The sequence below is a fragment of the Slackia piriformis YIT 12062 genome (assembly GCF_000296445.1).
Taxonomy (GTDB): Bacteria; Actinomycetota; Coriobacteriia; order Coriobacteriales; family Eggerthellaceae; genus Slackia; species Slackia piriformis.
Genome location: NZ_JH815199.1, coordinates 1 through 24,676 on the forward strand (window position 1 = coordinate 1; position 24,676 = coordinate 24,676).

The window sequence follows — 24,676 nt, forward strand, 5'->3', positions numbered from 1 at the left end:
GAAGGCGCCTTAACCGTTCGACTTGCATGTGTTAGGCACGCCGCCAGCGTTCATCCTGAGCCAGGATCAAACTCTCCGTTCGAAAAGCGCCCCCGAGGGGGCGTCGTGTTCTGTGAGATCGTCCCGGTCCGTTTATTGTCTATCCTTCATCGGAATCGACCCCCTCCGAGGAGGGGTGTATGGCTGTTCCTAATTCCTGTTCCACAGTATCCGGTTTTCAAGGTCCCCGCCCTCCCTTCGGAGGGCTGCCGCGTCAAGCGGCGAGGTTGTATATTACGCGCCCCCCGCCCCCTGCGCAAGGGCCGGTTTCGCTCTCCATATTTCCTCCATATACGGGGCGTGAACCGCGCAAGACGCATCCAATACACAAAGGGAACGTACTCTATATATAGAAAAGAAAACCCGCCCATGAGGGGCGGGTTGAGCATTTGGCGGAGGAAGTAGGATTTGAACCCACGAGAGCTTTCGCCCTGCTTGTTTTCAAGACAAGTGCCTTCAACCACTCGGCCATTCCTCCAAAGTGCTTGAAGCATACCACAAAGACCGCGAGCAGGCCTAGAAAGTGGTACGCCCCTTCGAAACTACACTGAAATAAGCGCTTTCCTGAATGACAATAGACCCGGTAGCCAGCACACCGAACCTGTTGTATTAAACACCCCCCCCCGAACGACCCTCAAGAACACGTCGACACAAGGCGCTACACAAGGACGAGTACGAAGAAGCGACGGCCGAGTCAGCCGTCGCTTCTTTACGGGCGCACGTCAAAACGTGCTGATAACCAAGACGCCCCGCGTTGAAGGGAAGGGATCGCAGGAGCGCTTGTTGCGAATAGTCTCTTGCAGAAGCCTACTTGCCGGCTGCAGCGTTTTCGCCGGCAATCTTGCCGTACGTCACGCACATGGAAGAGCTGAGGCCCTTGAGGGAAATGGGATACTGCACGTTGAAGCGTCCGCCCTGGGGAGCGCCGCACACATACAGGCCCTTGATGATTTCGCGGTCGGTGTTGTAGACATGGCATTCCTCATCGGACTCAAGACCGCCCAGGTTGCCCAGGGTAAGTGCGCAACCGCACTCGGCCGCGTAGAACGGACCGTTTTCCAGGGCGAACAGACGCTGGGAGCTCTTGCCGAAGTCGGCATCTGCGCCCGCCTTCGCCAGCTCGTTATAACGCTCGATGGAAGCCTTGGCGGTTTCGACGTCCATGCCCTCGATCATACCGAGAAGCTCTTCGATGGTGTCAGCCTTCAGGCAACGGCCCTCTTCGACCGCGGTGTCGATGTCCGCAGCGGTGCGAACGTTGATGCGTAGACCGGCGGCGGTGTATTCGGGCAGAGCCTCTTCGCGATAGATGCACGCAACGCCGTGAGCAGCGGGGAAATACTGCAGCTGTTCGGGCCAGGAAGCATCGAAGAACTGGTACGCCTTGCGCTGCGGTTGGAGCTCGACCTGGTTCTCGAGCTGCTGGCCAGCGATGTCTTCGTTCATGAAACGCTTGCCATGCAGGTTCAGCCACAAAAAGCCGTTATTGCCGATAACGCCGCGACCATCAGCGCCTGCGCCGCCGCCCATGTGGTGAATCATCGGCGCATGCCACTGCTCGATGGCAGCACCGGCCCAAACGCCCATCTTGTGGCCGTCTCCGACGTTGGTGTAATTGCCGTCGGCGTCCATGTCCAAGCTGAGAATCTGGATGCCGTTCTCGACGCACTGGGGCGCATAGAACTTCATCATCTCTTCGTTGGCAAGATAGTCGCCGGTTGCCAGAATCACGCTTTTCGCATTGATCTTGATGTATTTATCGGAGCCCGCCGCCTGGGCGTAAATGCCCGCGACAGAACCAGAGTCATCGGTAATCAGCTTGACGCCCTTGGTGTTGTAGCGAACGTCAGCACCTGCATCGATTGCGACCTGCAGATTGTCGGCCATGACGGTGGCAAGGCTGCTAAAGCCTACCGAGGTAGGATAGCAGGGCATTTCCTCTTTGGTGTAGTCGTACGATTCCAGCATAGGAACGAAGTACGGGTAGAGATAGTTCGCCTGGCTTTCTTCGGGAACTTCGGAGTAGCTTTCCTCGGTGATGTAGAGATTTGCGCTCGGCTCGATAAACCAGTCGAGAGCTGCGCCGGATTCGTCACACCAACGATTGATGATGCTGTAGTTGCTATGATGGCTGCACTCGGTCATATGCATGTTGGCAATCATCTTCTTGTCGAGGAAGCCATCGCCGCGGCCCCATTTCTCCTGGGTAGCCCCGCCGAGAACGGCGAGGTCGCTTGCGACGCTATTGAGCTTGGGCGAAGCCTCGAGGCATACAAGCTTGGCACCCTGCTCTGCTGCAGCACGAGCGGCAGGAACGCCAGAGCAGCCAAGACCCACGACAACAACGTCAGCCTCAAGCTCTTCCTCAACATCGGCGTCGGCGATTTCAGGGGCTTCACCAAGCCAAGGCATTGCGCCCGTGCCGTCGTAGCCAACCGTGGCGGCAGACGTCGAAGAAGATGCGGAGGTCTCTTCCTCCTTGGAAGACGATGCGCTGGGAGCGCATCCCGTCAATGCCGCGCCGCCCGCAAGCGCCGCGCCCGCAAGCGCCGCGCCGGACAAGAAATTACGACGGCTGATTCCCTTGGTTTCGTTCAACATGATTCCCTCCTCTTTCAACAACCGAACGATGCGCCAAAAAGCAAGACGACCTTGTTCGACCGCGCTACACAAGACGCACGAATGTCACGCCGCCGGCCTGCGCTGGACGCATCGTTGCGGATATCCGATGAGGACATTGTGCCGTCGACAAGCAAAAAGCACACCAACCGCAATGGTTGAATCCGAATCGTCGGACGAAAAGGCGGCGTATTCCTGGCGTGGGGCAAAGCCGCATCCGAAGCGCCTTGGTTGTAGAAAAATCGGAAATGCCGAATTGCCTGACCACACGCATCAACCATGATGGTTGGATCTTCGGGGGGAAAGTGCTTGTTATGCGATAATACGGCGAACGAGTTCTGGAGGGGGACCATTGATAGATTCGCACATACCGGGGCTGGCTCCTCGGCATATTCGCTTTGCCGTAGGCTACGCCTGCACATGCATCTGGGCCGTCGTCCTGCTCTCTTCGGCAGCGTTCAACGCGCCTCAAGCTCCTTACACCGTCGCAACATCCATGCTTCCAGGGCTTGTGGCATGTCTGAGCAGCATCTTCCTTTTCAAGAGATTCCCCTCCATTTCGGGACGAACTCCCTTCGTCATGCTGGCGGGAGCGCTTGTCTGCGCCGGCACGTTCATGTGCACGCATCCAGCACCCGCCCATATTGCCGCCCTTCATGTCAGCGGGCTGATCCTGTCAGGTTTTTTCGCCATCACCCTCATCATGGCATGGTTCGATACGTTTGCGCGGCTGAACCCTCGCGCCATTATCGTACTGGCAGGATGCGCGGTAAGCATTGCGGCGTTCGCCTGCTGGGGTATTCTTTCGTGCCCGCGCGAGGTGGCGAGTCTCATTACCTCGGCCCTGCCTCTTCTCTCGGTCGCCCTTCTTCCGGGAAAGCCCGAAGGCGACCTTCAACAGAGCATGTCTGGACGCACCTTGCGCGAAGTGCTTTCCGCTGCCGTGCCGCTGAGAACGCTTCTCGGTCTTTCGATTACCTTCTTCATCGTGCGCTCCATAGCCGCGCTCGCGCCCGAATTCGAGAAATTCAGCGCGGCAGTCTCCCCCGTCTCATTGGTCGTCCCTCTTTGCATCACCGCGTTCTTCATTGGAAGCGCCCTTTTGGCAAAGCGTCATCTTGACCCGTCTATCCTTTATAAAATTCTGCTTGCGGGATTTGCCGGCGTGGTTTTTCTGCTGGCATCGTCGGTGGGAATCACATCGTCACTTGTGTTCTACGCCATTATCGTTTGCGAAGTCATGACGTGGACCATGCTTTCGCTCTGGGCGAAGAAGACGCCCGTCGTCCCCCATGTCGTTTTCGCCGTCGGCTGGGTTGCCGAATGCATGGGCAATGCTCTAGGGCAGATGGCTGCACCGCTTCTTGCTGCGCAGGGTAGCGCATTCTTTGCCCTTGCCATCGTCTTGATTATTCTGGGCGTCGGATTCGCTTTTAGCGAAGGGCAACTGGTCTTGGACGTAGACCTCGAAGAGAACGATACTCGCAGATTTTCCGCCGCAGAAGATTCCGAGAAGGACGACCCCGATGAGGTTACGACCGCAGACGAAACTCCGGAAGAGACAACGAACGGGTTCATGGGGCACTTCGCAGCGCAATACGACATCTCCCCGCGAGAGCAGGACGTACTTGCCCTTTGGATTGCCGGGCGCGGCATGCGCTACATTGAAAACGAGCTTTTCATCAGCGAATCTACGGTGAAGTCGCACCTGCGCAGCATCTACCGAAAATGCAACGTGCACAACCGCGACGAAATCATCTCGCTGTATCAGACGAAATCCCAGGAAGCAGAGTAGCAGTGTTTCCTCGGCCGGAGCGGAAACCCATACTGAAGCATCTGCTTGCGTGAGCCGGGTCGCTCGCGTGGACTGGCCTCGCCCGAGCCGACCGGTTGCGTGGGCCGGCCGGCCGAGCCCGCCGCCTGGCCATGCTATTTCGCGCTTTCGCGCGTCGAGGCCCATCCGTCCATGCTAAATCGTCCGTTCGTGCAGCCCAAGCGCACCTTTCGACGAAATAGCATGGATTCGGCCCGGAAAGTCGGCGCGCATTCACACGAGAGCTTGAGAAACCCCAGGTCGCAGGCTCGCTTCGCTCCTACACGCCTGTCGCGTCCGTACTATTTCGTCGATGCGTGCATTTCGCGTGCACAAACGCACGAAATAGCATGGATTTCCACCCAACTTGGAAGTTGACGGAGCCCGCCTATTCGGCGCGTTCCTCCTGCAGTCGGGCGATGAACTCCTCTATCGCCCGATTGACAAGATGAGGCTTGTCCGTGTTCGAATTATGTCCTGCACCTGATATCCACTCGATAGGGAGCCCGGTCCGCTTGTGCCACTCGCGGTTGTATCGAACGCACGAGCCGGCGCGGTCCTTTTCGCCGCAGACCAGCAGCGCCGGACAAGTGATGGCATAGGGCAGGTCGGCCTCGATCGCTTCGGCCAGCATCTTGTATCCATGGCCGGCCAGTTTGGCATATCGCCCTTGGTCACCGTCGTAGGCCATCATCATGTCGCGCATCAGGCTCCTGCCGTAATCGGATGCGGCGACACCGTTCGTCCCGGTTTTCAGCAGCGATTTCCACGGATACCAACGGTAGATAGGCTCGACCGTCTTGAGAGCCCATATTTCCAGAGCCGTCATGTACTCCCGTTGCAGAGGTGCCGAATCGATTGAGACGAATCCGCTCATTTCATCCGGAAATAGCTGGGCATAGACCTGGCCTACGTATCCGCCCATCGACTGCCCGATGATAACGGGTTTGGCGAAATGAAGAGGCGGAGGACCTCCTGAACACGCAATTGCCTGTGAAGAAAAAGGCCCGAAAGCTCCTGATAGGCATGGAGACTCTTGTATTAGGGCATCTCGCAAGATTAAGCCGCTAGCGCAAAGACGCTGCAAACGTTGGAGGAACGATAGAAAGAGGAGCCAAAAGCATACACACCTCAACCTCACTGACTCCTATATAAGTGCCACAAAACCCCTGCCACCGCAATCTGCAGCATCTGCGACGAATGCCGCCAAAGAAGCAAACTCTCGATTATGACGAGAAAGAAACAATCTTAGCACCACACGTCGATTCAACGAATCAACCCGATGGCAAAGACCAGCTCAAGAAGATATATACCGATTTGAAGCTTAATAACACCACCTCCAAACAAACCATTGAAGAGCCAAAAACCCCAGCGTCTCTAGTCTGAGCAACCCAAAGAAGACAGTGGCAATCGATGCCATGAAAAAATAGACCCAATGCCTCCGAGCTACACATCAGGCTCCGTATCACCCGAAACTCCTACCACCCTGCGCCTTGATTCCCCTGCAGATGCACGCCTTCGGATGCGCGGCATCTTCGAGCAGAGCAGCGTGGCCTTCGGGCCAGAGCCGATAGTCTTGGGCTGCCCATATATCAGAAAGAGTAATGAGAAAGCTCATGCGCGAAGAAAGCCCAATCGCCATCCGTAACAAAAGAAACGCGCCTACGACTCCTGCGGAGATAGGATCAGCGAACATCCTGACAGTGAAACTGAACGCGACCTCTATGCAGACAAGCCCAATAGACTATGGCCCACGGACATAACGCAGCTCACGTTGCTGGAATGCAAGTGCTCCCCTCAGCCATCATCGATTGCTCGACGGAGAGATAATATCCTGTCGTCTGTTCGCGACCCCTAATGCGAACTCTGCCGGCCCAACGTTAGTCCGGGCTGCGGAGGCTATCACGGATTCGGGTGCCATCACTGTCGGCCCGACCGGATAAGGCCTTACGATAAACACGGCATCACTGGGTTCATGTCCAAGAAGGCGCGTTCGCTCGATAACGCTACCTGAAAGGTCTTCTTCGATAGGCGGAAAACGAACTCTTCTACTATTGCTATCGCAATTGGACTAGTGCAACCTTCGAAGAATTCGGCAGCAGAATTGATTGATGTAACGATTCCCACAATAGAGGACCGCAAAATGAAACACCCTGAACGGATAAGCACGATAGAGTACCGACCATCGCTAGATTATGCAGCTTAAGGCGCCCAGAAAATCGCTTGAATCCTCGAGCAAAAAATCAGCAGTATTCCTCGTTGTCAATCTGTACGTATGGGCTCTTGACGGCAGACAGTCATACATCACTGCGCCTTGAGCTATTTGGTAAAGTAGTTCAAGTAGTTTCTCATTTCACCTGTTCCAATCATTGCAAATAGCTCGACGCCGCCATATCCATTAATTATCGTTTCGACAGTCTTGCGGTCACTTACACTCTCATTCGGACCGACAGGCATACCAAAATCCTCCGGCTCAATGTACATCCCTTTGTAGACTCTATTGCCGTAAGTCATTGTGTATGTCTTAGAAAATGAATCGTATGCCCAAGTGCCGGGATACCCTTTGCCTTGTAGATAGAAAATCGTAGAACCCGATTCGTTAACAACTACGTAACTATCTGCTTCTTCTAAAGGCGCGTTGACAATCGTGTAGCCACCATCAGTCGACTGTCTTATCAGTTTCCATTTTCCTATTGCCGGGCCTTTATCGGAAGCTGCCACGGAAGAACTTTCTACCGATTCGCCAGATTGCTGCTCCTGTTGATTGCCGACCTGTTGAATCACGAGAGCGCCCGTAAAGACAATTGCCAGGACTAAGGCAATAACGCCAACAGATTTTTTGACGCAACTTGCATGATCGACGCTATTTCTCGATGATTCCCCACCTGAGTCGCTCTTGTTTTTGGATGAATGACCAATTTCCGGCAATAATTCGCCGTCGGTGCTTATCATGCTTTTAAGCGGGCGGCCGCATTTGGGGCAGATTACGGTCTTGTCTGATACGTCTACTCCGCAATCAGAGCACTTTGTTAAAGTCATTTGAACTCCTAGCCATGGTGTTCAAGTAATAAATCTGCCAGGAAAAATGAGCTAATTGTTCCTGGCAGACGCGCAGTAAATTAACTTATTGTTGGATTATGTTGGTATTTTTCAACCAATCTTTCGTAAGACACATCATCGGGACAATGCTTCAGGTAAAGGCTTAGCGGCTTTGCCCATCCGTTGACAAAAAGCTTTCCGCTGTCATCGTAAGTTTCAACACTAATTTCCCATACCCCTTCTTTACCGTTTAAAGTGCACTTGCCAAACAGTCTACCCAGGCCATCCGTTTCTACAGATGTAACAACATCTTTGAGGCCGGAATGACTTGCTATGGCTTCTGCTACTTGCAATTCGCCCATGCCCTCGGGAGCAAGAATGAAGGACTGGGAATGCAAAGAGTCAAAGCTTGAGCCCGCACTTCCGGATAGGCTTGGAGAACGCGAGTATGAGTCAAGAAGCGCAACGATACGATAACTTACCGGGGGATTACCGGCGAGACTTGAGGTTGGGGGAGCAAATTGCATTCCGTCAGGAAGTTGGCCGCCAAATGGCACTCCTCCCCACATCTTACACTCGCCGTCGCCGTTGGTCGAATACACATTTGTTTCTATACATTGCGTTAATAACGAAGTGCGTTCTTCGCTCTCCATGTTGTAGAGCTGCACCATGCTGAATAGATTCGGTATCACACCGGCATCGCTCATAAACAACGCCTTTACATCGTCATCCGTTACGATGCCGCCCTCTTGGCCGACAAAGACACCTATCCGGCGTATTGAATTGTCCGCATTAACGTAGTAGAAAATCTGCCAAAACGCCTTTTCACCACCAACCTCACAAAGGCCAGCTGCGCCGTAGCTACCACCTACTTGCCAGCCTTCGCACAATTGATTCGTCAGACCTAAGCTATCCCTGAGCCCTGCAATAATGTCCGAATCAGCCTTCGGCTGACCTGAGTCATAGAAGAAATTAACGGCATATCCCGTAGGCTGAGTTGAAGCAGGGTCTACCTGGGTTAACTGTCCCGGTCCGTCAATCGTGACAAAACCCACGGCAACACTAGATGGTGTGGGCAAGTCCGACGGAAGCTCAGGTGGCTTTCCTTTCCAGGTCTTACTGGGATTTCTATAAGTCAGGCCTTGATTCTCTAAGTTGAGAGATGCGGTCTCGGTATCTATGTTCAACATTTTTACTGCTTCCCAATACCTGGGCATAGCAGAAAGTACCTGCTTTGCTTTCTCGGAGCTATCATTGAACCCTTCCAGCGCGCTAAAGCCGCTGTATGCAGTTGCATAGTCACCCGAATCGAGAGCGACCTGCGCTTGATCATACGAAGCCTGCTTGCTCGAATTCTCTATTGCGGGACTAATCAATACAAACCAAGCCGCAACCAATGCTGCAACTACGACACTAATAATGGCAGCCAGCTTGCCGACTTTCTTTTTGACCTTATCGAACCTTGCTTTCTTTTCGGCCTCAGCGCCCTTGCGCTCCTTCGCCTTGGATAGCAAAGACCCCTCGTCCGAAAGAGAGGCTATGAATTCCTTGTCTACACCACAAGCCCAGCAATTAGCGCGCTCACCAAGATTGATTTCGCCGCAACTACATCTCCACCAGGCTCCCTTATCTTCGAAACAATACTCGTGAGAGCTCTTAATGCTGTTCTCTTGCAGCTCGATATCGCGTTCATTCTTCGCATCTGACGAAAGCGATATTGATTTTAATTTCCCGATTGGACTCGGCACGGACGCGCTAGACCAATTGTCAGCTTCGATAATCCGCACGGACGCTCCCTGCACATCAGAATAAGGAAGCTCGAGGGCTTTTAGCGGTTTGCTATCGCCTGGGCTGATGTCGATATCGCAGCTTACGCCGCCCACATCATCAACAGAACCATCTAGTCTCAGTATTTTTCCTAAGATTTCGATTGAATGAATGCATCGAGCGCCTACATTGCAGACTCTTACCTGGAGAAAAGCAACGTCTCTATCGCTATCACGTGAGACTTGAACCGCTTCAACAAAGATGGGACAGCCTTCTTCCCATCCGAAACACCCCCCCAGCACTTTGCTCTGATCGAAATACGATTTCGTATTGTTCGTTAGCCATCCTACACACCACCTAAACGGAAAAGGGGGCCTCACTTTGGCTGGCACCCGTGTCTCATGACTAATACGCTCGTTACGGAGTCGAAAACCAATGCACCAAAGCTCACCAGTCGCCGCAACTGAGCTTTCATCACATGCAATCTTGACGATTACGTTGGCAGACATACGTGCAAACGAATATTGCCGTGCTCCAGATGTCCGGCTCCTGCCGTATGACATACCGCCGCCATCGCGGACAAGCAGTAGGTCCTACTTGTTGAACGGGCAAGATGCGTGTACGCATTTTATCGCAAACATACCATCAGAATCTAGATATGAGCGCCAATCAAAAACCACCCCTCAAAGGGGTGGTTTGCTCTTAGGGTATAACCCTAGGGGTGAAAGCCTGACTGCCGTTGACTCGCGACAAGCCGGTCAAACCGGCGAGCCGCGTCGGCGGACTAGCTTTTCTTGTGCCCCTTCGCCGAGAAGGGGTCCTCGTACTCCTTGACGCTCAGCCTGTCCAGGGCGATGTCCGCCGCCTCCTGCTCCCGGATGTACTTCGCGATAGTCGCCTCGTTCAGGCCGACGGTCGAGACGTAGTAGCCCTCGGCCCAGAACTTGCGGTTGCCGTACTTGTATTTCAGGTTCGCGTGCTTGTCGAATATCATCAGCGAGCTCTTCCCCTTCAGGTACCCCATCACGCTCGAGACGCTGTACTTCGGGGGTATCGCTACCAGCATGTGCACGTGGTCGGGCATCAGGTGGCCCTCGATGGCCTCGATCCCCTTGTACCCGCACAGCTTGCGGAGGATCTCCCCGATGTCCTTTCTCAGCTCGTTGTAGATGACTTTGCGCCTATACTTCGGTGTGAACACGATGCGGTGCTTGCACATCCACTTCGTGCGCGACAGGCTGTAGGCTTTCTGAGCCATGGCCGACCACCACCTTCCTGACTCGGATTCTTGACGGCCTGAACAATCGTCGATATCCGGCAGGAGGGTGGCTTTGTAAAGCCCTGTGCCGTCCACCCGCATAGCGGGTGGTTTGTAGCCTCTCGCGCCTACGGCGCAGAGGGCAGGCTGAAGCCATTAATGACAGGACTCCAGCCTGGGCCTTGAAGGCTCAGGCTGGAGTCCGCACATGCTACAAAGATGGGATAGAGCCGTTTCTACTCACCTCCAACGATAGGATGGCCCCACATCGTTCGTCACTTTGCTGGGTCGGGTGCAGGACGAACAGAAACCGATTAGCAGGAAACCTCTTTTCTTGCGGCTACATGAGGCATGGGCGCAAGCCCCCATAAGCGGCGATGCCCGACGATGAAGCCTATGAGTAGGCATTCGCTCGCCGGACTATACCCCGTAAGCCGTAATGAATTGGCAGAACACCGTTCCGAGACGTAGGGCGGCAGGCCCCCGACAAAGCGTCGGTTCCAGCACGGCCCCATCGCCCGTGGCCAATACGCGGAATCAAGATTCGCGACGTTTAGATGACCGCGCGTACATTCTCCTCAAGGCCTTCCCGTATGAAATCCAATCTCCCCAACCTTGCAGCATGCTTGCTGTGGCGAAGAACCTCGACGACCCCGTCCGCAAACCCGTCAAGAGAGGAGGGGTCAAACCGATCGAGAGAGTCCACACAGACCAAAGTATCGGCGACGCTGTGCGCGAACGGCCCTGGCATAAACGGCCAATCGCGAGCTTTAACTTCGGTATCAGCCCCATCGAATCACAGACTATTCCCCGCACCGAAAAGCGGAGCCGAACGTAACACAAGCGTTTCTACGCCGCGGATGAGTCCAAGGTTACGCCAATGCCTGTCGAATCCTACCACGCCAGCGCCTGCGCTGCCTTTTTTCGCTGATTTCGTATTTCGCCGTGGTAAGCGTTTCTTTCGATATGAATTACACTTCAAACGAGAATAGTTCCAAGCAAAGACAGCAACTGCTTCAAGAGCCGCACCAACCATGCCAAAATGAAGCAGCTGCGCACAAACGGGGTACACAGGAATTTCCCCATGCACCCCGCATCCTCAAAGACCGCTGCACGTTCGCGACTCGCTAGCGCCCTACAGCGTACGCAGAGCGTCTACCAATGCCGTCTTAGACTCGGTCTTCTCATCCTTCATCTTGATGATTTTCGCAGGAACGCCCGCGACAACAGCGCCTGCGGGAACGTCGCTCACCACGACGGCTCCAGCTGCGACAACGGCGCCCTCGCCTACGCGAACGCCTTCGAGCACCACCGCATTTGCGCCCATCATGACGTTGTCTTCCACGATAACCGGCGTTGCGCTTGCGGGCTCGACCACGCCGGCAAGCACGGTTCCGGCGCCGATGTGGCAATGGTTGCCCACAATTGCGCGGCCACCCAAAACGCAGCCCATGTCGATCATGGTTCCCTCGCCAATCACCGCGCCGATGTTGATGACGGCACCCATCATGATGACGGCGTTGTCGCCAATTTCCACCTGATCGCGGATGATGGCGCCCGGCTCGATTCGGGCATTGACAGCCTTTTTGTCCAGCAGCGGCACAGCTGAATTGCGGCAGTCGTTTTCGACTTCGTAGTAGTCGATGCGGTCGGCGTTCTCCTCAAGAACCGGCTGCAAATCGGCCCAGTCCCCGAAAACGATCTTGCCTTTGCGGCTTCCAAAAACCTTCACCTGGCCTTTGGTCGCGTTAGCGGCATAATCGATTTTCTGACCAGGCTTTTCTCGGACATACAGCTTGACCGGAGTCTTTTTCTCGGAGGTTGCAATGAAATTGATGATCTCTTCTGCGTTCACGATGAACCTTTCTTTCGATATGAGCGAATCCAAGACGCACGCCGCAATCGACGCACGCCGCAATCGACGCACGCCGCTAAAAGTATTGGCAGGCGAACGACTCCGTCCGCAGAGGACGTTGACGCTCAAGCAGGCGCACCCCTCCGCTGAAAGCCATGGACGCGCAGACGGACGGCGCACGCCAATAGGGGTGTCGAAAACAAACGAAGCGACTAGCCGAACATCAGCTCGTCGAACGAATAGAAGCCCGCTTCGCGCGAAACGATCTTCTTCGCGGCGGACACGGCTCCTGCCGCGAAGATTCTACGACTTGTCGCACGATGAGTCAGCGCGACTTCTTCGTCCTGACCGAAGAAGTGCACCGTGTGCGTGCCGGCGACCGTGCCGCCACGCAGGGCATGTACGCCGATTTCTTTGGCGGGGCGCTTGCCGCACATGCCTTCGCGTCCATATACAGGGTCGAATTCGCCGGCGGGATTCACGGCGTCGAGCAGAAGCTTCGCCGTTCCGCTCGGAGCATCCACTTTCTGGTTATGGTGCGTTTCGACGATTTCGATATCGAACCCGTCCAACGCCGCCGCAGCCTCGGCGGCAAGACGGCGCAGCACCGCGACGCCAAGCGAGTAATTCGCGCTGTGAATGACAGGGACGCCCTCACCGAGCGCACGAACGCGCGCCATTTCGTCTTCGTCATAGCCCGTTGTGCCAGAAACGAGGGCAGCATTCGTACGATGCACGTACGCCTCCACATGCGGCAGCATGTCCTTATGGGAGAAATCGATCACCACGTCCGCCTCGGGAGCCCTCTCGGCAAGCGTGTCCATGGTCTCGATGCCGACAATTCCTGCAAGTTCGCACGATTCGTCCGCCTCTACAAGCTCGCGAATGATGGTGCCCATGCGGCCGTTTCCTACGATCATAACCCTAGTCAACCAGACCAACCCCTTTCAGAGCTTCGGCGACGCGAACCTTACCGGCTTCGGAAAGCTCGCACAGAGGCAGGCGGTAGACGGCCTTGCCCATGCCCATCATCTCGAGAGCGCCCTTTACGGGAATGGGATTGACCTCACAGAACAGCGCATCGATAAGATCAAGGCAACGAAGCTGCTCGGCCAACGCCTCGTCGTGGCGTCCTTCGAGGTAATTCCAGGTCATTTCGTGAACCTCGCGCGGCATGACGTTCGCCCATACGGAGATGACGCCTTTCGCGCCCAGGGACATCAACGGCACCACGATGTCGTCGTTGCCGGAGAACATGACGAAGTCGTCGGACAGGAAACGGGCAATCTTGGTTGCATACGAAATGCTGCCCGAAGCCTCCTTGATGCCGAAAGCGTTGGGATGCTTGGCGAGGCGCCCGACATTGCGCGGGGAGATGGAGCAGCCTGTGCGGCCGGGCACGTTGTAGAGGATGCACGGAACGTCCACGGCGTCGAGGACGGTCTTGAAGTGTTGGTAGATCCCCTCTTCGTTGCTTTTGTTGTAATACGGCGTGATCAACAAAAGACCATCGACGCCAAGATTTTGATAGCTCAGGCTTTTTTCGAGCATGGTCTGCGTGGTGTTAGAGCCGCTGCCGGCAATAACAGGCACGCGACCAGCCACGCGCTTGACGGTGAATTCGCACACCGCATCGTCTTCTTCATGAGACATCGTTGAGGATTCTCCCGTGGTGCCGAGCACCAGGATGGCGTCGGTGCCGCTCTCGAGATGGAAATCAATCAGACGGGCAAGCGCGTCGAAATCGACGCTGCCATCTTCGGCGAACGGAGTTACCAGGGCCACGATAGAACCCTGCAGGCCTTTCAAGCTCTTTCCCATGATGCGGTTCCTTTCGTTTGCACTTCTTTGCTTATGAGCGTGTTCCGCGGGCAACGGACTAAAACGTTGCCCGTGCGTGCCGAATTGTTAACTGCGTTTCGACAGGCCGGAAAACTCGTCGAAGCAATCGAGCGTGGCAAAATAGTCCGCCGGCGTTTCCGCGCGACGAATGAGCTGCGTTGCGCCGTCCTCGCGAAGGAGAATCTCGGCCGAACGAAGCTTTCCGTTGTAGTTGTAGCCCATAGAGTGGCCATGCGCACCCGTATCGTGAATGACCAACAGATCACCCACCTCCACCTGGGGAAGCTTGCGATCTATGGCGAACTTGTCGCTGTTTTCGCACAAGCCGCCCACCACGTCGTACACATGGTCGCACAAGGCGTCTTCCTTGCCCGCAACCGTGATGTGGTGGTATGCGCCGTATATCGCAGGACGCATCAGGTTGACCGCGCACGCGTCCACGCCGATATACTCCTTGTGGATATGCTTCTCGTGGATAGCACGCGTGACCAGACATCCGTAAGGACCCAGCATGAATCGGCCAAGCTCGGTGAACAGGGCGATATCCCCCATACCAGCCGGCACCAGCACCTCTTCGTAGACCTTGCGCACGCCTTCACCAATGATGCGAATGTCGTTGGGCTCTTGGTCGGGGCTGTACGGAATGCCGATGCCGCCCGAGAGGTTGATGAACTTGATATGCGCTCCCGTCTCGCGCTGCAAATCGACGGCAAGCTCGAAGAGAACCTTCGCAAGCGCCGGGTAGTAATCGTTGGTGACCGTGTTGCTGCAGAGGAACGCATGAATGCCGAACTCCTTGGCTCCCTTCGCCTTCAGGGTCCGGAAAGCCTCATAGAGCTGTTCGGTGGTCATGCCGTATTTCGCATCGCCCGGATTGTCCATGATGCCGTTGCTGATTTCGAAAAGCCCGCCTGGATTGTATCGGCAGCTGATGGTTTCGGGGATATGGCCGATGGTTTCTTCCAGGAAGTCAATATGCGTGATGTCGTCGAGGTTGATGATTGCACCCAATTCGTCTGCCAATTGGTAATCGGCCGCGGGGGTTTCGTTGGAAGAGAACATGATGTCATGCCCGCGAATGCCGCACGCGTCGGAGAGCATGAGCTCCGTGTAGGAAGAACAATCGCACCCGCAGCCGTATTCGTGCAGAAGCTTGATGAGGAACGGGTTGGGCGTCGCTTTGACGGCAAAGTACTCCTTGTAGCCTTCGTTCCACGAAAAAGCATCGCGCAACGCTTCCATATTGCGTCGAATGCCCGCTTCGTCATAGAGGTGAAACGGCGTGGGATATTGGGCCGCTATGGCCTCAAGCTGATCCTTAGTGGCAAACGGCTTTTTCTCCATTGAAGACGCCTTCCTGCTTCTTTGCTCCACCGCCAAAGCGGCCTGTCTCTACTTACGAAAAACGCCAGCAAGGCGCTGCCTTACTGGCGATACATGACGTATGGCAAATCAGCAAGATAGCGCACCCGCAGCGTTGCTGCGGACAGTCTTGAGGGTATTCCCCGCAAGCCCACCCACGCGCCATGCCTGACGCATAAGTTCGGCGAGCGCACCTCCCCCTGGCATCAAACGCCTGCCGGCTTTGCCAAGGCTCATCTTGCCCGCGCCTCTATCGATTTAACGAAACTACCGCTTTAGTGTGCGATAGTCAAGAGCGATTGCGCAAGCGCATAAGAAATAAAGAACGGCGTGGCATTTGGATATTGGGGCACTTTTCGGGCTGCGAAAGCTTTCGACTCCATTTATGGCGCCGCCCGCGAGCGCTCCAAATAAGGGGATACGCGTCCGCAATGCGGGAAGGACGAGCCTCTAAGTTGCGCGAGGGCGCGGGGGCAGTTCGTTTGTGCGGCCGGGGCTGCTTCATCCATACTGAATCGTCCGCTTGCGCAGCCGAAACGCACCTTTTGACGAGATAGCATGGATTCGGCCCTACGTCCGGCGCGCCTCCTCGGTGGCGCCATTTAAAACACCAGGCCAGAGGCTTGCGTCCGATTCCTCCGAGAAAGAAGGAGGCCGGCAGCCATGCTATTTCGTCGATGCGTGCATTTTGCGTGCACAAACGCACGAAATAGCATGGATTCCCGACCGCAGCGCACACCTTGCAAGAAATTTTGTCATACTGCTCTCAGAAACCGTTCCTCCGCCCAACGAAAGGGGCCTGCATGACAGCCAAAACCCATGCGAACGAACTCGAAATGCTTACCCGCTTTCGTCGGGACCTTCACCAAATTCCCGAAGTCGACTTCGACATACCTGAAACCGTCGCATACGTCACCGCCGAGCTGGAGCGCGTTCGCGATACCATGGTTGCGAAACACGGCGAAGGGTCGTGCGAGGTTTTCTCCCCCTGCAAAAGCACCGTATGCGCATTCTTCAACAGGGGCGCCGAGTACACCACGGGCATTCGCTCCGACATGGACGCTTTGCCGGTGACGGAAAAAACAGGCGTGTCGTTCACCTCGCACCACGAAGGCATGATGCACGCATGCGGGCATGACGGCCACATGTCCATGGTGCTCGGGCTGGCCAACCACCTCGCAGAAACCTTCGACGAGCTGCCGCGCAACGTGCTTCTGGTGTTTCAGCCAGCAGAAGAAACTACAGGAGGCGCGGACATCATCTGCAAATCAGGCGTGTTCGAACGCTACCGTGTCGACCGCATGTTCGGCTACCACCTGTGGCCGGACTTGCCGGCAGGCTGCATCGCGAGCCGACCGGGCGCACTGCTCGCGGCAACGAGCGAGGCGACGTTCACCTTCCACGGAAAGGCGACCCATATCGCCAAAGCCTCCGACGGCGCCGATTCGCTCGAGGCGGGCATGCGCTTCGTGCTCGGGGCGTACGATTACATGACCGAGCGGGCCAAGGAAGAGCGCTGTCTTTTCAAATGCGGATTCATGCAGAGCGGCCAGGCGCGCAACGTCATCTCTTCCCGCACCTATATCGAAGGAAGCTTGCGCACCTATTCGGACGAAATGACCGTTCGTGCCAAGGCCGACCTGGCAAAACTCGCCCAGGACATGGCAGCCAATGCGGGATGTACGGTCGACGTGGATTTCACCGAGGGATACCCGCCCGTCGTCAACAATCCCGAGCTTTTCGAACTCGCCGCGTCGCACCTTCCCGATATGACGGAGCTTCCCGAGCCTCTGCTGATTGCCGAAGATTTCGCCTTCTACCAGAGGCATCTTCCCGGCGTGTTTTTGCTGCTTGGAACGGGAACGGGCATCCCCCTGCATGCTGACACATTCAATTTCGACGAGAACGTACTGGTAAGCGGGTTGGAAACGTATAAAAAACTGGTGCGTATCCCGTAAGATTGCCGCTGCGCGCGGTCGACCGGCCCGACCGCGCGCCCGCAACCGAGCAAGCCAGGCAGGAAAAGCGCTTTTTCCGACCGACCGGACCACCGCATAGAGCTTTCCCGACCCAGCCGCCACATAAATCAAACCGACCACTGCATAGGGGTTCTTATGAGCGAACAGACAACGGACGAAATACCCCTCGCTGACAAATTCGTCTTCGAAGGCCCGAACGAAGCAGGGCTGTGCACCGCCACGTTCTACGCCTTCAACACCGTGGTCACGCTGCAGGCGTATACGGCAAGCATCCATAACAAAGAAATCCGCCGAAAGAACAGCGCCGCCAAAGCCGGCAACGAAGAGTTCCTTCGGAACAGCTTCGATATCACGACCTGCGACGCAGACGACTCTCGGAAAGATGCCGACGCCCGCCGCGCCGAAGATCTTCGCGGCGTTTTCGAGGCCGCACGCGACCGATGCCGTTTTTTCGAGAACAGGTACAGCAGAACGCTTTCGCGGTCGGATATCTCGCGACTCAACAACGCCGACGGAGCATGGGTTGAAATCTGCAAGGAAACGTACGAACTTCTGCAGCATTCGTTACACTACTGCGAGGAAAGCGGCGGGGTTTTCGACATAACCATGGGGTCTGTCGTGCGCCTGTGGGATTTTCATCGGGGCGTAATTCCTGACGAAAAAGACATCGCCGAAGCACTGACCCATGTGGATTGGCGCACGATTAAACTCGGCATACGCGAAGAGCTCAATCCTCGCAATGATATCTGCCGCAGACCACGCTTCTCTGCACGTATAGCAGACCCGAGGGCATCCGTTGACGTGGGAGGAACCGCCAAAGGATACATCGCTGACGACCTGGGCGAACTGCTGCAAGACAACGGTCTCTCCTCTTATGTAATCAACCTCGGTGGAAACGTGCTTGCCCACGGGTCGAAACCCCAGGGCGATCCGTGGCGCGTCGGAATACAAGACCCGAGGGCTTCGCGGGAAAGCGGCAGCATCCTTGGCGCCGTTCCGTTGGAAAACGCCTCCGCCGTCACCAGCGGAACGTACGAACGCTACTTCATGCACAATGAACGCGCATACCACCACATCCTCGATCCGAAAACGGGTTATCCCGTACAGACCGACCTTGCAGGAGCCACGGTTGTCGCCCGCACATCGCTTGATGCCGAAGGATATTCGACGACACTGCTTGCCCTTGGCAAAGACGCAGCCGTCGAGTTCGTACGCACGCATGAGGCAATCCTTGCAGCCTATCTTGTCGATGACGAAGGACGAATGTTCGTTGTTACGAGAGGCTAACCGCTGAAGGGACTCGCGCCTGCAGCCAACCGCCGCATAAAAGGTCATCATAAAAGGTCATGAAAATTCAATGCCTTCGCGGCAAGAACACGGTGCCATGGTAAAATAGAACGCTGCATACGCCTCCGTAGCTCAGGGGATAGAGCACCGCTCTCCTAAAGCGGGTGTCGGCCGTTCGAATCGGCCCGGGGGCACCATCGAATACGAACAAGCGCCCGTTGCGTGGCATGCGCAACGGGCGCTTGTCTTGATTGGCAGAAAAAAGACAAGACGATTCGGGAAAAGGCAAAGCCAATGATCCCGCTTCTGAATGTTCGTAACTTCCAACTATCGCCCTGCAATCAAAACACTTCCGCCTCCATCCCAGCGAACAGACAATATAATCTGAGCATGTTCGTTCAACAGGAGGCCCTTATGTCATTCCATAGCGCAGACGCACGAGAGGAGCACCGCAAGCCCCTTGTCACATTCCGAACACTATGCATATTCGCCCTGATAACGCTGACATGCGCTGCCATGCTCGCGGCCCATCCTGTTTTTGCCTGGGCGAGCGATCAGGAGCCCTCTGGTGAAGGCGATGTTTTATGGACTCCGCACGTGTCCATCGATGCCGAACACGATCCAGAAAATCCCGGATATATACGCATACACGCCACCGGAACCAATGATAGCCCCACGACAATTCACGGAGCGAACCTCGAATTCGTTCTTCCCGATCAGGCCGTCATTGTGAAAGGCGACCAAAGCACCTCCGCCGAATCGCTCGATGCGGGCGACTCCATCACCGCCGAACTCGTCGTAACATCAGTCGAAAACGCAAACGCCAATCCTTACCAAGAACCCAGCGCGCCTTCGTCGTCTTTCGCGAAAACGAACGACGACCTCTTCACCAAAGCGGCGATTATCGCGATCATCGGCCTCGTGGCAGCAGCTGGCATACTTTTCGCCATACGCCGACGCGGACGTGCCCATAAGACGGCTTCAGGCACCATGTGCGTACTGCTCATGGCCGCCCTGGCCACGGGTCTGACGCCAGTATTTCCACAGAGCTCTTATGCCGATGAAGCAACTCCCGCAACGAAGGGATATTCCTCCGTCGAAATCGATATGAACGGAACGCCCGTCGAGATCGGCGTTTCGTTAATCATCTCTTCCGCCGATGAAGTTCCTGAAAGCGCGTACCCCTCCACCGCGTGGCTTTCAACGGAAACCTACGTCGCTCATGATGCGACAAAAGCCCATGTCTCCATCACCTCCGACAAGGTTTTCGCAGCAGACCTAGACGCCGCGGCCTTCTCATTGGGCGAGGCTTTGGCGGACTGCACGGTCACCGAAGCGTCCCGCACATCCGATACGCAAGCAGACCTCGTCATCGAAGGCCTCGCCGCCGACGATGGCGCCGACGGAAGCATCCATGCAGCCGCTGCGGCCTTCGCAGAAGAGGTCTCCGAAGGCTTTGGCGTCATACCCGTTGAAGCCCCGCAGGCAGCCCTTGCCGACGCCGACGAAGCAACCGAGGGATGGGACGAAAACTCGTCGCTCTTCCTCATACCCGTCCATATAGACTGCGCAGAATTCTCTGCCACCGTGAAAGCGGCCGATTTCTCCCTTCCCTCCAACCCTGCGATAACTGTGCAAAATGCAGATTGCACAGAAGGCGGCCACGAGGCGCTTCTGAGCTTTTCCGTACCAGGCTCGTCTCCCGAAGACCAGCTCGAAACGCTTGACGCCGCCCTTACCGAAGGCGGAGTGCGCATCGATGCGGCAGCAACCAATTGCGGCGAACTCATCGCCGTTTCAGACGACGTTTCGCGCGCTCCCGAATATGGCTACGAAACCACGGCGCTCGAATACGCCGACGCCACGTTCTTCTCACGCATTTGCATACAGGACGCACACGCGGACGTAGCAGAAGGACCGGTGACCCTTGTCTGCGAAGCAATTGTTGAAACCGTAGACGGCGGAGAGGTCAACCTTGCTGGGACAGAGTCCGACCTGGACGTGTTCGAAGTTTCGACGGACGATTCCGGGAACATTGCCAACGGGCCATCCATTGTCGACCAAGGCAGCATCCACGTCACCAGCCAGAATTCCTTCACCTTCGAAACGACCCTCGATGCATCGAGCAACGAAGGCTCCGCGAGAGAAGCGGACGCATTCTGGGCCCTCCTGGAAGATGAAGACCAATGCGGCAACCCCTTGAACCACCTCCAAGAAACCGCCGCACGGTCTGACTGGGTGTTCTCTTCGTGTGCAGTCAAGCTTGGCGACTCAAACGCATCCAACCAGTGGGGCGTGCCTCTTTCCAACGCAAGTGCCCCTGCGCTTACCGACGACGAATATCAAACCCTTACCCGCGACGGAGGATTCACCGATGCGGAAGTGGCCTCGAAGGCCCTTTCCGCCGCTCAAGAGGCGCTTAATGCCGCAGGATCTTTCGCCAAAGCCATAGCCAATGAAGACTTTACCGAAGTGTTCAGCGGCGTTGGAAGCGTGCTGGGATTCGTCTCCAAGATGGTAGACATCTCCTCTCCGCCGCAATACACGCTCGCCGATGTCATGAGCAGGCTTGATACCATGCAAGAAAGCCTCAACGCACTTGAGGGCGGCGTGAGCCAGCTCAATATGCAGCTCGAATCCTTCGAGTCGCGCAGCGCCTACCGAACGGCGGTAGCCCAGCTCTCCTCGTATACCGGCATTCTGGGCGAAGATGACGGGATCGCCCTCTTGGTCCGTAACGCCCTCGGAAAAGTAGACGTCAAAAGCGGGGCCTCTTCGTTTGCCGAACTGAGCGAAGCCGATCAGAAGGAGCTTCGTCTTCTTGCCGAGTCGACGCGCGCCTACTCGCAACGCCATGGCACCGAAACCATTGCCCTTACCAAGGGGCTTGGCGATCTCATTACAGGCAACGCTGCCATAAGCGCAAACGGAATCGGCAGCCTGTACTTCGACTACGTCGACACGTACTACAACTGGGAGCCGCAGACATTCGACGCCCGCAAGCAGTTCCTTGCCTATGTCGGAGCGGCATACATCAACGGCTACACCGCTTCGATGTGCGAGTTGAACGTAGAGCTGGCAGATGCGAAGGCGGCCGGAGACGAAAGCAGCGTGAGAGCCATTGAAAGCGCCCAGAAAACGCTCGCCAAGCAGGCAGGCAAGGTCGGCGAAATTATATCGGGCGAAGTGGACGAAACGGGCAAGCTGGTGTCTGAATCCAAGCTCTCCTCTCGCACCCACGCACGCGCCGACGGAGGCGTGCTGAATCTTGTCACCAAAAGCGTTTTTGCCACCGAAAGCAGCAACAAGACAGGCATGATCGCCGTAAGCTCCGTAGCAAATCACTCAGGCATGGATTACGACGCCGTGCTGAAAAGCCGCAATATTGGCCGTGTGAACATAGACAAGCTCGACACCGTCATAAGCGAAGCCCAGTTCGTCGACATGGGCAAGCGCCTTAAAGCTCGCAGCGGACAAGAGGGATACACCGGTCCGAAGAACCTCTCGGAGGAGTTTGGCTCCCTTAAAATTCCCCTGAGCAAAAGCTTCGGAAGCTGGTCGTACAACCTGGGGAGCAACAGGGAGGCGAAGGTCGATGCGTCGGAGAGCCAGGCCCACCAGCATATAGTGAAGCTCAATTCTAAAAAGTCAACGTCCGACCAGTTCGCCGCATATCACGAAATCGCGCAAACAGGAGATGTGTACGACACGAAAACCGACAGCGTCAAAAGAGGCGTGCGTATATACAAAGCCTGGACGAAATACTACGCCGGCAATTTTTACTGGACCTTGAATATACGATTCGGCGATTACCGGGTCTGGGGCGCGTCGGACGGGAAAAGCGATGCGGACGAAGAGGACTGGGAAGACGATGACGACGAGGAATGGGATGACGACATGGTCACCGATTAGGACCGTGTAGCCATAACGCCCGAAGCCGCACTCGCAGGTGCGGCTTCGGGATCGACACGTTCGGCGGACGCAAGCACACTCTGGTGCAAGGCCAAACGAAACAGCGTTCTACTCTCGCACGAAATACCTGAAAGAACGACCTTCTTTTACTTTTCTCAGCTTCCCCTCGTCCGCCAGCGCTTTGACCCGTTCCTGAGCCGATCTCTCAGACATTCCCGTTGCGTCTCTCACATCCTTCGCCAACATTCCATGCAACGAAGAGGCGATTACATTAAGAAGATCGTCATCGCTTACGCGAGCTGTCACTTCCCTGCCGTTTCTTTCTTCCTTTACTTTATTCATAGCGTTCCCAAGTAAGGGAAGTTCTATTTTCACCATAGAAGGAGCGTGGGATTCGCTCAAAACAGGTTCTCTTCCGAATACCTTCTGCCAAGTCAGCCAAATATCAAACAGCCCGCTTCCCGCCCGGTCGCTTGCTCCTATGAAGCTAAAAATCCTCATGAGAGTAGGGTTCCTTGTCTCGGACGCCCCACCGGCAATAGCGATATCCCTGTCGATAAGCATACTGCCCGAATTGACGACAACAAGAGAATCGCTCTTCAGTACGATACGCACCTCGCTTTTCTCTCCATAGTATGCATGAACCAAAGCGTTCACCACGGCCTCATTCGCGGCCTCTGTTACGACATTGCGAGAACCATGCCTCGTTCCTGTCTCGTCTGTCGAGTAGGGCATCTTGAAATAGCGATTCAGCCTGTCAGAGACCGACAAGTAAAAATCGACAAGGTTGCCGCTCCAATCACCGCTCTGGGACACCACCCTGTCGTCCCAGCGAAGATTGCCCGAAGTTTCCTCCCTGTAATCCAGCAGGTATTGAGGTAGATAGTTTGTGATCTCGTATTCGTATCCAAACGCCAGAAGACCCGCCTGGGTGGGATGGAGAGACGAATCCCTTCCCTTTGCAAGCGCCCCGATGTGGTACAAAAAATCCTCCGTGGAATCCTGGTTCCACGGGCTCTTCGGCTTGCTACTTGCATAGATGCTGCGGTAGCGAGCAACCGTTTCTTGGTCGAAACAGTCCATGCCGAATTGGCTCAATGCCTTTCTGTCAGCCCCAGGAATGCCGTCGTACCTCATCAGGGAGATATCGGAGTCAGTCGCTTTGAAATCCCCTGGGCCGCGTCGGACATAGGCGACGAAACTTTTTTCCGACCTATCGTAGACCCTTACAGGCTTTTCTCCTCTCTCCGCCCGAGGGACACTCACGACTACCAAGTCAACGCCGTTGGCCCGCACAGTTTCCACGCCATCAAACAGCATGACATCGCGCTCTACTTTTTGTTTGTTTCTTACGGTGCTCCAGAATTCCGCAATTAGGTCGTCTGGGTTAGGGACTCCATCAAGATAAAAACGATGCGACTCCTTATCTTCACGCACGCCAAGAACAATTTCCCCACCTTCTGCGTTTGCAAAAGCAGAGTAGGTTTCCCACATATCCCTAGGCAGACTGAAAGCAGCCTCTTTGAATTCTAGATATTGACCTTCACGCAGATCATCCAATTCGCCAGCGTCACTTAGGAAGCCCATCTCAGCCCTCCAGAAAAATACAAAGCAAGAGTCGTCGAAAGCATTCTAGCAGTCTCATCCCATTCAAGAAAAAGAGGCCAAGCCCAAAACAACGCAGGATACTTTGGGTTTAGGCGCGGCGCGTCCATTGGGCGCGGGCTTGGGCGCGGCGCGTCCATTGGGCGCGGGTTTGGGCGCGGCGCGTCCATTGGGCGCGGGTTGCATCCCTCTCGAAAAACGGAGAATCCACAAGCAGAGTCACCTGCAGCGCGGAGCGCGGCGCGGGCGGGCTGCGCCAAACCAACAGAGCGCACTATGGGGACGCCCGTGCGTCTTGG

The 24,676-nt window shown here is 55.7% G+C and carries 14 protein-coding genes, 2 tRNA genes, 1 rRNA gene and 1 riboswitch; of the genes, 5 read left to right on the forward strand and 12 right to left on the reverse strand.

The window, feature by feature from the left end; translation table 11 throughout:
- The 3 genes from HMPREF9451_RS07885 to HMPREF9451_RS07895 form a co-directional block, all read right to left on the reverse strand.
- A 16S ribosomal RNA gene (locus tag HMPREF9451_RS07885) occupies nt 1–82 on the reverse strand; the annotation flags it as partial.
- Nucleotides 83–429: 347 nt separating this feature from the next.
- Nucleotides 430–517, reverse strand: a tRNA-Ser gene (locus HMPREF9451_RS07890).
- A gap of 329 nt (nt 518–846) precedes the next feature.
- The gene (locus HMPREF9451_RS07895) at nt 847–2,640 is read right to left on the reverse strand and encodes an FAD-binding protein (RefSeq protein WP_009139775.1); all 1,794 of its coding nucleotides are present in this window, start codon (nt 2,638–2,640) and stop codon (nt 847–849) included.
- Between the two features lie 370 nt (nt 2,641–3,010).
- Here HMPREF9451_RS07895 and HMPREF9451_RS07900 point away from each other — a divergent pair, with 370 nt between their 5' ends.
- A complete protein-coding gene (locus HMPREF9451_RS07900) occupies nt 3,011–4,453 on the forward strand; it encodes a helix-turn-helix transcriptional regulator (protein ID WP_009139776.1) in 1,443 nt (480 codons plus the stop codon).
- A gap of 406 nt (nt 4,454–4,859) precedes the next feature.
- On the opposite strand, the gene HMPREF9451_RS07905 is transcribed toward HMPREF9451_RS07900, so the two are convergent.
- The 8 genes from HMPREF9451_RS07905 to HMPREF9451_RS07950 form a co-directional block, all read right to left on the reverse strand.
- The gene (locus tag HMPREF9451_RS07905) at nt 4,860–5,612 is read right to left on the reverse strand and encodes an alpha/beta fold hydrolase (protein ID WP_262361694.1); all 753 of its coding nucleotides are present in this window, start codon (nt 5,610–5,612) and stop codon (nt 4,860–4,862) included.
- A 1,178-nt stretch (nt 5,613–6,790) separates the two neighbouring features.
- Nucleotides 6,791–7,510, reverse strand: coding sequence for a zinc ribbon domain-containing protein (locus HMPREF9451_RS07915; RefSeq protein WP_009139778.1), 720 nt, complete (start codon nt 7,508–7,510; stop codon nt 6,791–6,793).
- A gap of 80 nt (nt 7,511–7,590) precedes the next feature.
- Nucleotides 7,591–9,297, reverse strand: a complete 1,707-nt coding sequence (locus HMPREF9451_RS07920; protein WP_148508749.1) for a hypothetical protein — start codon at nt 9,295–9,297, stop codon at nt 7,591–7,593.
- A gap of 764 nt (nt 9,298–10,061) precedes the next feature.
- On the reverse strand, nt 10,062–10,535 hold the full coding sequence (gene tnpA, locus HMPREF9451_RS07925) for an IS200/IS605 family transposase (RefSeq protein WP_009139780.1): 474 nt from the start codon (nt 10,533–10,535) through the stop codon (nt 10,062–10,064).
- A 1,135-nt stretch (nt 10,536–11,670) separates the two neighbouring features.
- Nucleotides 11,671–12,390: a 2,3,4,5-tetrahydropyridine-2,6-dicarboxylate N-acetyltransferase gene (gene dapD, locus HMPREF9451_RS07935; protein ID WP_040626816.1), complete on the reverse strand. Its 720-nt coding sequence runs from the start codon at nt 12,388–12,390 to the stop codon at nt 11,671–11,673.
- Between the two features lie 212 nt (nt 12,391–12,602).
- Nucleotides 12,603–13,322 (reverse strand): 4-hydroxy-tetrahydrodipicolinate reductase, encoded by a 720-nt coding sequence (gene dapB / locus HMPREF9451_RS07940; RefSeq protein ID WP_148508753.1) that lies wholly within the window; start codon nt 13,320–13,322, stop codon nt 12,603–12,605.
- Nucleotides 13,315–14,211, reverse strand: coding sequence for a 4-hydroxy-tetrahydrodipicolinate synthase (gene dapA, locus HMPREF9451_RS07945; protein ID WP_009139784.1), 897 nt, complete (start codon nt 14,209–14,211; stop codon nt 13,315–13,317). The genes dapB and dapA overlap by 8 nt, the downstream gene beginning before the upstream one ends.
- Nucleotides 14,212–14,298: 87 nt before the next feature.
- Nucleotides 14,299–15,576, reverse strand: coding sequence for a diaminopimelate decarboxylase (locus HMPREF9451_RS07950; RefSeq protein ID WP_009139785.1), 1,278 nt, complete (start codon nt 15,574–15,576; stop codon nt 14,299–14,301).
- Nucleotides 15,577–15,685: 109 nt separating this feature from the next.
- A riboswitch (Lysine riboswitch) is annotated at nt 15,686–15,855 on the reverse strand.
- Nucleotides 15,856–16,397: 542 nt separating this feature from the next.
- Between HMPREF9451_RS07950 and HMPREF9451_RS07955 the strand changes: the two genes are divergently transcribed.
- From HMPREF9451_RS07955 to HMPREF9451_RS07970, 4 genes are all read left to right on the forward strand, one after another.
- The gene (locus HMPREF9451_RS07955; RefSeq protein WP_009139787.1) at nt 16,398–17,552 is read left to right on the forward strand and encodes an amidohydrolase; all 1,155 of its coding nucleotides are present in this window, start codon (nt 16,398–16,400) and stop codon (nt 17,550–17,552) included.
- A gap of 156 nt (nt 17,553–17,708) precedes the next feature.
- A complete protein-coding gene (locus tag HMPREF9451_RS07960; RefSeq protein WP_009139788.1) occupies nt 17,709–18,860 on the forward strand; it encodes an FAD:protein FMN transferase in 1,152 nt (383 codons plus the stop codon).
- A gap of 121 nt (nt 18,861–18,981) precedes the next feature.
- Nucleotides 18,982–19,057 (forward strand) — tRNA-Arg (locus HMPREF9451_RS07965).
- 217 nt (nt 19,058–19,274) lie between these two features.
- Nucleotides 19,275–22,772 carry a hypothetical protein gene (locus HMPREF9451_RS07970; protein ID WP_009139789.1) on the forward strand — a complete coding sequence of 1,166 codons (3,498 nt, stop codon included), beginning with the start codon at nt 19,275–19,277 and terminating at the stop codon, nt 22,770–22,772.
- Between the two features lie 108 nt (nt 22,773–22,880).
- Here HMPREF9451_RS07970 and HMPREF9451_RS07975 read toward each other — a convergent pair whose 3' ends face one another.
- Entirely contained in the window at nt 22,881–24,359 is a 1,479-nt protein-coding gene (locus HMPREF9451_RS07975) for an RNA-binding domain-containing protein (protein WP_009139790.1), read from the reverse strand.
- Between the last annotated feature and the right edge of the window lie 317 nt (nt 24,360–24,676).

Bases quoted from the DNA above. Each gene is read 5' to 3' on its own strand.
- HMPREF9451_RS07955 (WP_009139787.1), top strand. From the start codon at position 16,398: ATGACAGCCAAAACCCATGCGAACGAACTCGAAATGCTTACCCGCTTT.
- HMPREF9451_RS07970 (WP_009139789.1), top strand. From the start codon at position 19,275: ATGTCATTCCATAGCGCAGACGCACGAGAGGAGCACCGCAAGCCCCTT.
- tnpA (WP_009139780.1), bottom strand. From the start codon at position 10,535: ATGGCTCAGAAAGCCTACAGCCTGTCGCGCACGAAGTGGATGTGCAAG.
- HMPREF9451_RS07950 (WP_009139785.1), bottom strand. From the start codon at position 15,576: ATGGAGAAAAAGCCGTTTGCCACTAAGGATCAGCTTGAGGCCATAGCG.
- HMPREF9451_RS07895 (WP_009139775.1), bottom strand. From the start codon at position 2,640: ATGTTGAACGAAACCAAGGGAATCAGCCGTCGTAATTTCTTGTCCGGC.
- HMPREF9451_RS07975 (WP_009139790.1), bottom strand. From the start codon at position 24,359: ATGGGCTTCCTAAGTGACGCTGGCGAATTGGATGATCTGCGTGAAGGT.
- HMPREF9451_RS07960 (WP_009139788.1), top strand. From the start codon at position 17,709: ATGAGCGAACAGACAACGGACGAAATACCCCTCGCTGACAAATTCGTC.
- dapA (WP_009139784.1), bottom strand. From the start codon at position 14,211: ATGGGAAAGAGCTTGAAAGGCCTGCAGGGTTCTATCGTGGCCCTGGTA.
- HMPREF9451_RS07915 (WP_009139778.1), bottom strand. From the start codon at position 7,510: ATGACTTTAACAAAGTGCTCTGATTGCGGAGTAGACGTATCAGACAAG.